Origin of the sequence: Nevskia sp. (assembly GCF_021732705.1) — a bacterium.
GTDB lineage: Bacteria > Pseudomonadota > Gammaproteobacteria > Nevskiales > Nevskiaceae > Nevskia.
In genome coordinates this window covers 45,497-54,043 of record NZ_JAKFUM010000026.1, presented here as the reverse complement: position 1 = coordinate 54,043, position 8,547 = coordinate 45,497, and the positions used below count along the sequence as shown (strand labels likewise).

At 66.2% G+C, this 8,547-nt stretch carries 5 protein-coding genes; 2 read left to right on the top strand and 3 right to left on the bottom strand.

The annotated features are described in order from the left end of the window. Positions 1–329 precede the first annotated feature (329 nt). Positions 330–2,684, top strand: a complete 2,355-nt coding sequence (locus tag QZ951_RS20180) for a DUF349 domain-containing protein (protein WP_293003922.1) — start codon at positions 330–332, stop codon at positions 2,682–2,684. 127 nt (positions 2,685–2,811) lie between these two features. On the opposite strand, the gene QZ951_RS20175 is transcribed toward QZ951_RS20180, so the two are convergent. Further along, positions 2,812–4,179, bottom strand: a complete 1,368-nt coding sequence (locus tag QZ951_RS20175) for an AraC family transcriptional regulator (RefSeq protein WP_293003920.1) — start codon at positions 4,177–4,179, stop codon at positions 2,812–2,814. On the opposite strand from QZ951_RS20175, the gene QZ951_RS20170 reads away from it, so the two are divergent. Further along, a complete protein-coding gene (locus QZ951_RS20170; protein WP_293003924.1) occupies positions 4,066–6,594 on the top strand; it encodes an alpha/beta hydrolase fold domain-containing protein in 2,529 nt (842 codons plus the stop codon). The genes QZ951_RS20175 and QZ951_RS20170 overlap by 114 nt on opposite strands. A gap of 243 nt (positions 6,595–6,837) precedes the next feature. Here QZ951_RS20170 and QZ951_RS20165 read toward each other — a convergent pair whose 3' ends face one another. Together QZ951_RS20165 and QZ951_RS20160 are read right to left on the bottom strand one after the other, a co-directional pair. Beyond that, positions 6,838–7,809, bottom strand: a complete 972-nt coding sequence (locus tag QZ951_RS20165; protein ID WP_293003918.1) for a nitronate monooxygenase family protein — start codon at positions 7,807–7,809, stop codon at positions 6,838–6,840. Between the two features lie 170 nt (positions 7,810–7,979). Then, on the bottom strand, positions 7,980–8,525 hold the full coding sequence (locus QZ951_RS20160) for a response regulator transcription factor (protein WP_293003916.1): 546 nt from the start codon (positions 8,523–8,525) through the stop codon (positions 7,980–7,982). Positions 8,526–8,547: the final 22 nt, after the last annotated feature.

Here is an 8,547-nt window from a genome sequence, read left to right as displayed (position 1 = left end):
AAGGTCTATTTTGAGGCCTACCATAAGTCATTGTTAATAAAGACAATTATACAAAAAACACTTGTAAGCTATTGATTTTGAAGGAATCCCAAACCGCCACTTTTTCCTTCTTCAACCAGATGACCCCCAGCCGTGCGGCTGATCTGTCCTGCCATCGATTCGGTCACCACCGACGACGCGACAGGTACACGTCTCGACGCTCCAGCATTCGAGCACTCGGAACAAGTCGGATGAAATCAGGCGCGGCCAGCTTCGGATGTCTCCGTAAACCGTGCTGGAGCGCAGGTAGAATGCCCGCTCCGTCAATCCCTTAGCGGTGCAGGTCAATCATGTCGTTCCTGTCGCGACTGTTTCGCAAAACGCCGTCGCCGTCGGCTGCTCCCGTGGCCTCGCGTCCATCGGCGTCGGGCCCGAAGCCTGATCCGGTCGCGCCGAAGCCCGACGCAGCGGCGCGTGCGATTGCCAGCGCTGCCGAGGAGCGCAGCTTGCAGGCGGCGATCGATGCTCGAGACTTTCAGGTCCTCGCTCGGCTCGTCGTTGAAGGTACGTCGACCAAGACCCGTCAATCCGCTGCGCATGCCATCGACGATGCGGAGGTGCTGCGGCAGCTCGTCCGCGACACGCGCGGCGGCAACGACAAGGGCGTCTACAAGATACTGACGACGAAGCGCGAGCAACTGCTGGAGCAGAGCCGCCAGCGCGAACAGTTGCAAGCCGAGATTGCGGCGAGCGCAGCGGCGCTGGAGCGGCACAGCCAACGCCCGCACGACGTCCTGTACGGCTCGTCGCTGGAGCAGTTCGAGCGTCGCTGGAATGCGGTGGCCGATCAGGCCGATCCCGAGTTGCGGGCCCGAGTCCAGCAATGGGTCGACCAGTCACGGACTACGATCGCCGATCATGTCCGCGAGGCAGAGGCTCTGGCAGCGCGCAATCAGGCTGCCGCGGAGGCGGCGGCAGAGGCAGCACGCCTGCGGGACCAGCAGATGCTGGAATCGGCTGCCGCGGCGGCGGAAAGCGAGCAAGCGCTCGAAGCGCAGCAGCGCGCACTGCGCGAGAAGCAACAGGCCGAGCAGCAGGCGCTGCGTCAGATCGCCGGGTTGGTCCGCAAGGCGGGCGACGCCCTGAGCGAAGGCAGCACGGCCCGCGCCGCGGGCGTACGGAAAGCCATCGACGACAAGCTGGCGGGGGCGCCGTCGTTGCCGCCTGCCCTCGCCGCCCAGATTCAGCAGCTCGACCAACGGCTATTGGAGTTTCAGGACTGGAAACGCTTCTCGGTGGCACCGAAGCGCGCCGAGCTGATCACGGAAATGGAGTTGCTCGTCGGCGCGGATTTCGAGCCGCTGGCGCTCGCCGACAAGATCAAGAGCCTGCGCGATGAGTGGCGCACGCTTGGCAAGGGTGTGGCGGACGGGACCGACGAGAACCTCGAAGCCGATTGGCAGCGCTTCAATGATGCCGCCCAGAAGGCCTACCTGCCGTGCAGCGAGTACTTTGCCGCGCAAGCCCGCATCCGCGAAGACAATCTGCGGCATCGCGATGCCATCCTCGCCAGGCTGACGACGTTCGAGCTTGAACAGGACTGGAGCCAGCCGGGCGACCGGATCGACTGGCGCGCGATCATCAAGCTGCTGCGTGACGCCAAGGAGGAATGGCGCCAGCACACTCCGGTGGAACGCGAGGCCGGCAAGCTGCAGCAGGACAAATTCTCCGCAGTGACCGCGTCGTTGCAGGGACGGCTCGATGCCGAGTACGCGCGCGACATCAAGCTGAAAGAGTCACTGATCGCGCGCGCGCAAGCCCTGATCGCCAGCGACGACGGCCGCAAGGCCATCGAGACGGTGAAGGACCTGCAGCAGAAGTGGCGACTCGTGGGTCCGGTGCCGCGCGAGGCGGATCAGCGCCTGTGGACCGCGTTCCGTCAGCACAGCGATGCCGTTTTCCAGAAGCGCCAGCAGGAATTCGACGCCTTCACCGCCAGCCTCGAGAACAACAAGGCACAGGCGATTGCCGTGTGCGAGAAGCTCGAGGCGTTTGCCGCGCTCGCGCATCAGGAATCTGCCGAGCATCAGGGTCAACTCGCCGAACTGCGGTCAGCCTTCGAAGCACTTGGCGAATTTCCCCGCGCGGACACCCAGGCGCTGCGCAAGCGCTTCGACCGCGGTGTCGAGCGTTGCGAAGCCGCGTTGGCCCGCCAGCGCGCACGCGACGCCGAACGCAGCTGGCACGATCTCTTTGCCGCCGCGAACCAGGTTCGCGCCTACCGGCTGGCTGTCGCCTGCAATCAGGACCCGCAGCAGGTGGAATCGCTGAAGCAGGCCGCCGAAGCGTTCATCACGGCCGCCCGGCGTTGGCCCCGCAACGGCCTCGAAGCGCTGCGGCGCAATCTCGCTCGCACCGATTCGGATGATCTGGCGGCAAACGAAACAGCGCTGAGAATGCTCTGCATTCGAGCCGAGATCCTGACCGATGTCCCGACGCCGCCCGAGGATCAGGCGTTGCGGCGCGAGTACCAGTTGCAGCGTCTGGTGCAGCGCATGGGCCAGGGCGCCCGCACGGATGACGCGCAACTGGATGCGCTGGCCATCGAGTGGGTGGATGTCGGCCCGGTAGAAGCCTCGGTCCACGATCCATTGCTGCAGAGATTCCTGCGCTGTCGCGAACGGGGTCACGCCAAGGCTGCGTGAGCACGCGAAGGCACTGCTGGCGCTGACGGCCAGCACGCCACGCGATGCGACTTGCAGGCTGTTCAGCGCGTTTCTGTCGCTGATCCCGGGCGCGGTACTAGACCCTTCCGTGCCATGACCGCCCCGGTCAGGCCTGATCGCGAACGGGGCGCGTCGGCGTCGCCAAACGCTTCGCCTTCAGCTTCAGCGCCTGCTGCTGTCCGCGTACCGAATCGCCATGCCAGCGACGGAACGATCGGCTCAGCGACGTCGGGTCGCCGTAGCCGAGCCGGGCGGCCATCTGCGTGACATTCAGGCCGGAATGCTGCAGATACTTGCTGGCGAGATCCGCACGGACCGCGTCCTTGATCAGGCGGAAGCTTTTCCCTGCCAGTTGCAGATGCAGTTGCAGCGTGCGGGTCGAAATGCCGAGCGCCTGACTCACATCGTCTGCGGAACAGGCGCCATACGGCAGCAGTGCCCGAATCAGACCTTCCACCTGCAGCTCGATCGGCGCCGCAGGCAGACCCTCTTCGTTGCGCAGCACCTTCTGCACGAGCGATCGAACCTGCGGCGCTGCGGCCGAATGCGGCCGGCGCAGGACGGCCGCATCCAGCTCGATCGAGTTGTGTTCGCTGTTGAAATGGAGGTTCGGTCCGAAGATTCGACGGTGCAGCCGCAGGTCCACCGGCGCTTCGTGGCGGAAATGCACGGCGGGTGGCGTCCATCCGAGCGGCGCATGCAGGCGAATCTCCCCGAGGATCGTGGCGACGGCGTACTCCGACATCTGGACCTCGCTCTCGCCATGCCCGGTGGCCACCGACCAATGCAGCAGCCCGCCAGCTTTCGTCGGCCGATAGGCCATCACGGCGGCGCTGCTGTAGAGATCGAAGTGCTTTGCCAGATCGATGCACATCTGCTCGACCGTCTGCGCGTGGCGCAGCAGCAGCCACAACGGTCCGATCACGGCGCCCAGGTGCGCCGTCACTGACATTTCGAGGCCGAACGTGCGGCAGCGGCAGGTCCGGGCTGCCAGCTCGAAGAACGTCATCACGTCGCGACCGCTGACCAGCAGACCCGGATCCGACAGCGCCGCCGGCGGGATCCCGGCTTTCCGGGCGATCGAACCGGGCTTGCGTCCGCATTGCCGGATCTTCTCGGCGGCACCGCTCAGGATGATGCTGCCTATCATCGGACCCGCCATGATCAGCCTCTCCGTTGCTTGCGGAAACTGCCAGATTATTTGCGGATTCTGCCAAGTCCTGCACGGCGACGCGGTCCATTCTTGGCCAAGCCCGCGTGTACATGACGGGTCATCGCGAACGAGGAGATCATCATGGAGCAGCAGTTCGACGCCATCGTCATCGGGGCTGGCTTCGCCGGTCTGTACGCCGTACACCGGCTGCGGGACGACCTGGGGCTGAATGTCGTCGGCATCGACGCGGCCGGCGGCGTCGGCGGCACCTGGTGGTGGAACCGCTATCCCGGCGCGCGCTGCGACATCGAGTCGGTGCACTACGCCTACTCGTTCTCCGACGAGATCCAGCGCGAATGGACCTGGAGCGAGCGCTACGCCGCCCAGCCCGAGATCCTCCGCTATCTCGAATTCGTCGCGGACAAGCTCGACCTGCCCCGCTCGTTCCGCTTCGGGCGTCGCGTGGTGTCGACCGTCTGGAACGAGGCCGATGCGCGCTGGACGGTCACCACCGACAGCGGCGAGACCGTCTCCGCGCGCTTCGTCATCGCCGGCACCGGCAACGTCACGGTGCCCAAGTCGCAGGCCGAGTTTCCGGGCTTCGAGCGTTACACGGGGCCGGTGTATTTCACCGGCAGCTGGCCGCACGAGGGCGTGGATTTCAGCGGCAAGCGCGTTGCCATCATCGGCACCGGTTCGAGCGGCATCCAGCTCATTCCGCAGATCGCGAAGCAGGCGGCGCACGTCACGGTGTTCCAGCGCACGCCGAACTATGCGGTGGCGATGCAGAACCGGCAGCTGACGCCCGAACAGCAGCGGTGGAACGCGCAGAACGCGCAGCAGCTGCGCCACAAGTCGCGGCAGCGCTTCCTCGGCGTGCCGTACGCCAACCCGGCGCCGAGCGCACTGGCGGCCAGTCCCGAGGAACGGCGCGCGCGCTACGACGAGCTCTGGGAAAAGGGCGGCTTCAACCTGCTGACGTCGAGCTATGCCGACCTGCTGACCGACGAGCGCGCCAACGCGACCGTGGCGGAGTTCGTCCGACAAAAGATTCGCGCCAAGGTCAAGGCCCCGGCACTGGCCGAAATCCTGTGTCCCACCGATCACCCGTACGCGACCAAGCGGCCGACTGTCGAAGAGGGCTACTACGAAACCTTCAATCGCGACAACGTCAGCCTGATCGACCTGCGCGCGACCCCACTGGAGGAAGTGACCGAGACCGGCATTCGTGTCGGCGGCCAGGAGCATCCGTTCGACGCCATCGCGCTGGCCACCGGCTTCGATGCCGTGACCGGGGCCCTGTTCGCGCTCGGCATCGTCGGACGCAACGGCGTGCGCCTGCAGGATCGTTGGGCGCACGGGCCGCGCACCTATCTCGGCATCGCCAGCGCCGGGTTCCCGAACCTGTTCACGATCACCGGCCCGACCAGCGCCGTCATTCTCTACAACAACCCGCTGGCGATCGAGGATCACGTCGACATCGCGGTCGACGCGATCCGCCATGTGCTGGCCAGCGGCGCGAAGACCTTCGAGGCGGACGCTGCAGCAGAGGCGGCGTGGTTCAAGATGGTCAGCGACACGCTGAACATGACGCTCTTTCCGCGCGCCAACTCCTGGTACATGGGCGCGAACATTCCCGGCAAGCCGCGCAGCGTGTTCATGTTCGCCGGCTCCGCACCGCTGTATCGCGAAATGTGTCGCGACATGGTCGACCACGGCTACGCCGGCTTCAGCATCGACGGTGCGCCGGCACAGCGTGTGCCGCCGATGATCCGCATCGATGCTGGCGTCGCAAGCGTGGTCGGTGCCATGCTGATGGAGGAGACCAAGTCACTCGACGAATGCTCGGTCGACGAGGCGCGAGCGCTGGTCGAGAGCTTCATTGACCTGCAGAAGCCGGTGCCGGCGTCGGTCGAGCGGATCGAGACCACATTTGCCGGGCCCGCGGATACGCGGCGGGTGTATCTGTACAAGCCCCGGCATGCCAAAGGCCCGCTGCCGGTGATCATGTACGTGCACGGCGGCGGCTTCATTGCCGGCAGCATCGACATGTGTGCCGGCGTCTGCGGCAACCCCGCCGAAGACCTGCAGGCCATCGTCGTCGCGCCGAGCTACCGGCTGGCGCCCGAAGCGCCGTTCCCGGCGGCCACCGACGACAGCTTCGCGGCGTTGCAGTGGACCGCCGCGAATATCGCCAGACACGGCGGCGACCCGGCGCAGCTCGTCATCATGGGCGAGAGCGCGGGCGGCTTGCTTGCCGCCGTCGCCGCACAGCGCGCCCGCGACGAGGGCGGCCCTGCGCTGGCCGGCCAGGTGCTGGTCTATCCGACCATCGATGCCGAGGCCAACACACGATCGAGAGTCGAGTACGCGAACGGGCCGGTGCTCAAGACCGTTGCCGCCATCGGCATGTGGGGTGCGTATCTCGGCGACATGGCCAAGGCGGCGTCGCCGCTGGCCTCGCCGGCACGGGCACGCTCGCTGGCCGGCCTCGCGCCCGCGCTGATCCTCACCGCCGAGTGCGATCCAACCTGCGACGAAGGCGAAGACTACGGCCGCGCGCTGCAGGCCGCCGGCGTACCCGCGCGCATCCATCGGCTGGAAGGACTGGTTCACGCGGTGTCCTACATGTCGCGCTACGTCCCGCGCGCCGACGAGATCACGCAGCAGGTCGGCGCGTTCCTGCAGTCGCTCAAGCAGCCGCGCACGGCACCCGAAGCCGAAACCGTGGCCTGATCGCCAGACGGGCCGCCGCCTGACGATTCGGCGCGCTTCGGCGAATCGTCAGGCTGCGGATGCGCGGTCGATGCGGCGGATTCCGCGCAGGCTGAGCCTGTGCAGACCGCCGACGCGCGCAACACGGGCTCCATTCGAAACGGTGCGCTGCACCGACGCGGTTGCGCACGCGCACGGGCGAGCGCCTGACGGGTTGACTCCGCATGGCAGGGCGTCGCGTGGCGACACCCTGCCCGTCCCGGATCAGCTGACGCGCTGCTGCGCCGTGGCCAGCTGCTCCCGGCATTCGCGAACCATGGTGTCGATCAGTTCGGCACAGGTCGGAATGTCGTCGATCAGGCCGACCGACTGCCCGGCCCAGATCAGCCCGGCGGACACGTCGCCGGTTTCCAGCGCCACCCGACCCTTGGCGCCGGACACCAGATGCTGGATGTCCTTGAACTCGCAGCCGCCCGGACGGTTCTCGATCGCGACGACTTCGTCGGACACCACCGTCTTCAGCACGCGACCGGTGTTGTGCAGCGTGCGGAAGATCAGGTTGGTATCGCGCTCGCTCGACTTCACCAGCAGCTGCTTGATGTTGTCGTGGATCGGCGCCTCCTGCGTCACGCAGAAGCGCGTGCCCATGTTCACGCCTTCCACGCCCAGCGCGAACGCGGCCGCCATCGTCCGGCCATCGGCGATGCCGCCGGAGGCGATCAGCGGAATCTGCAGCTTCTTCACGGCGATCGCGAACAGGATCAGACAGCCGATGCCGTCCTCGCCCGGATGCCCGGCGCACTCGTAGCCATCGATCGACACCGCGTCGACGCCATTGCGCTCGGCGCTCAAGGCATGACGGATCGCCGTGCACTTGTGGATGATCTTCACGCCGCGCGCCTTGGCCTTGGCGATGAACTCCTTGGGATTGTTGCCGGCGGTTTCCAGCACCTTGATGCCGTTGTCGAGCGCGGCATCGAGATAGGCCTCGTACGGCGGCGGCTTGGCCGACGGCAGGATCGTCAGGTTCACGCCGAACGGCTGGTCGGTCATCATTCGGCAGCGCGCGATTTCCTTGGCCAGATCTTCCGGCGTTGGCTGCGTCAGCGCGGTCAGGATGCCGAAGCCGCCGGCATTGGAAACGGCGGCGGCCAGTTCGGCCCTGCCAACCCACATCATTCCGCCCTGAATGATCGGGTACTTCGTGCCCAGCAGTTCGGTGACGCGGGTCTTCATCGGCATTCCTCGTGAGCGTGGCGCAGTTGTTTCGATCGTGGCCGTCCAGCGTGCTGTCGCTCCGAACGCGCGCCACGGCGGACATCGATCAGACTCGACTTGGCGATGCGCCTTGCCCGACCAAAGTCTGGATCGACGCCAATACCGGTTCTGACGGTGCCCGCGGCGACCTACTGCGGGACCCAGCGCTTGGCCAGCTTCCGAGCCAGCGTTCGGCGATGCATGCCGAGACGGCGAGCGGTTTCCGAAATGTTGAAATTGGTTTCGGCCAGCATCTCGTGGATGCGCTCCATTTCCAGGGTCTTGATCGACGTCGGTCGCGTGCTCAGCGGCGTCTCGGCCGCTTCGGCGGTCGTCTCGCCGGTGAAGGCGGCTTCTATGTCGTCGGTGTTCGACGGCTTCACGAGGTAGTTGCTGGCGCCGAGCTTGATCGCCTCGACCGCCGTGGCGATGCTCGCGAAGCCGGTCAACACCACGATCAGCAGTTCCGGATCGTGCTCGTGCAGATGGCGAACGACGGCCAGACCAGACTCCGCGCCGAGCTTCAGGTCGACCACGGCATGGGTCGGCGCGATGCCGGCCAGCTGCTGGCGCACGGCCTCCAGACTGGCGGCCGAGTGCACGACGTAACCACGGCGTTCGAACGAGCGGCGCAGCGTGCGCGCGAACGCTTCATCGTCCTCGACCAGCAGGAGGACCCTGCCGTTGGTTTCCATTGGCGATTCCATCTCGCGCTTC

Coding starts and splice junctions, on each gene's coding strand:
- QZ951_RS20180 (WP_293003922.1), top strand. CDS start 330: ATGTCGTTCCTGTCGCGACTGTTTCGCAAAACGCCGTCGCCGTCGGCT.
- QZ951_RS20160 (WP_293003916.1), bottom strand. CDS start 8,525: ATGGAAACCAACGGCAGGGTCCTCCTGCTGGTCGAGGACGATGAAGCG.
- QZ951_RS20165 (WP_293003918.1), bottom strand. CDS start 7,809: ATGAAGACCCGCGTCACCGAACTGCTGGGCACGAAGTACCCGATCATT.